General features: G+C 64.9%; 2 protein-coding genes. One reads left to right on the top strand and one right to left on the bottom strand.

All coding sequences use genetic code 11. The annotated features are described in order from the left end of the window. Positions 1 to 915 (top strand): DUF3471 domain-containing protein (locus AC1DS3_RS38605; protein ID WP_477129360.1); only part of this gene is annotated, 915 nt, incomplete at its 5' end. 98 nt (positions 916 to 1013) lie between these two features. On the opposite strand, the gene AC1DS3_RS38600 is transcribed toward AC1DS3_RS38605, so the two are convergent. Next, a partial coding sequence (locus tag AC1DS3_RS38600; RefSeq protein WP_477129359.1) for a LysR substrate-binding domain-containing protein occupies positions 1014 to 1477 on the bottom strand: 464 nt, incomplete at its 5' end.

The following is a 1477-nucleotide window of genomic DNA, read 5'->3' as shown; positions in this document are numbered from 1 at the left end:
CATGTGGGCCGCTCCGTGTTCGAGGAGGTGGGCGAGTTCCACTACGGGCTCGGCCTGTCGCTGGAACACTATCGCGGCGAACGGAAGGTCTCCCACACCGGCAGCTGGGTCGGCTGGGCCAACTCAATGGCGATGCTGCCGGAACGCCGTATCGGCGTCGCGGTGCTGACCAATCGCGCCCCAAGTGCCGTCACCGAACTGTTGACCTGCACCGCGCTCGATCAGCTTTGCGGCCACAAGCCGCTTGACTGGCTCGACCGGTTCCGCACCATGCGCCGCCAGGCGCTAGCGCAGCAGAAGGTCGACCAGCAGGCGCGCAGCGAATTGCGCCGGACCGGCACCACGCCGAGCCATCCGCTCGACGACTATGCGGGCGAGTATGAACACCCGGCTTACGGGCGGATTGGCATCACCAAAGAGAACAACGCTCTGGCATGGTGCTGGCGCGGCATGTCGGGCCAGCTCGAACACCGCCACTACGACGTGTTCACTACGCCCGACAAACCCGCCGAGATCCATCCCGACAACCTCACACTGAGCTTCGGCTATGACCGGGAAGGCAACATCGACCGGATCTGCGCGCCTTTGGAGCCGATGGTGGCGGATATCGTATTTCGCCGCGCGGCAGGCGGCGACGTGCTCGACCCGGCGTTCCGCGCCCTCTGCGCTGGCAGGTTCATGCACGGCATGCAGGAGATCAGCGTCACGCTCGATGCGGCGGGCCAGCTATCGCTGCGCATCGGCAGCCAGCAGAGTTGGCCACTGCGGCCGTTTGACGGGCGGACCTTTGACCTGGAAGGCCTCCAGGGGTATCGGGTCGCGTTTCGCCGCCCCTTGCCCGGCATCGTGGACGCGGTCATCTTCTACCAGCCAGATGGCACCTTCCTGGCACTGCGGCAGGCTGTGTCAGCGTAAATCGCCTCGCGGGCGCAAGCCGGCGCCTTTGTCCATTGCCGCCCGCACCGCATGGCAATGCCGGTAACACCGGCCCGGCGCTGATGACGGCGTCCCCGCTACCTGCTATCCGCCAGCGCCGTCCTGGCAAAATCGATAAAGACGCGCAACTTCTTCGGCATCCCCGTCCGGTTGTAGTAGTAGAGGTAGAGCCCCGTGCGTGGTATCCACGCGTCCAGCACGTTCACCAGTGCGCCGGCCCGCAAATGCGGCTCGGCGTTGCGGTATTGCAGGTAGGCAAAGCCGAACCCGTCCAGGGCGGACTGCAGCAGCAAGCCGTTGTCATTGGTCGCGATGCGCCCGGCCACGGCGATCTGCATGGTTTCACCGGCCTTCTCGAACTCCCAGCGATACAGCGCGCCGGTATCGGCGCTCCTGTAGTTCACGCATCGATGCTTGAGCAGATCTCGCGGGTGCCGTGGCTTTGCCTTGTCTTTCAGGTACGCCGGAGACGCAACCACGCAAAAGCGCATCTGCGTGACGAGCGGCACGATCACCATGTCCTCGTCCAGCACATTGTCGT

The sequence above is a fragment of the Cupriavidus sp. 01L46 genome, assembly GCF_056399905.1.
This window is presented reverse-complemented; position numbering and strand designations above follow the sequence as displayed.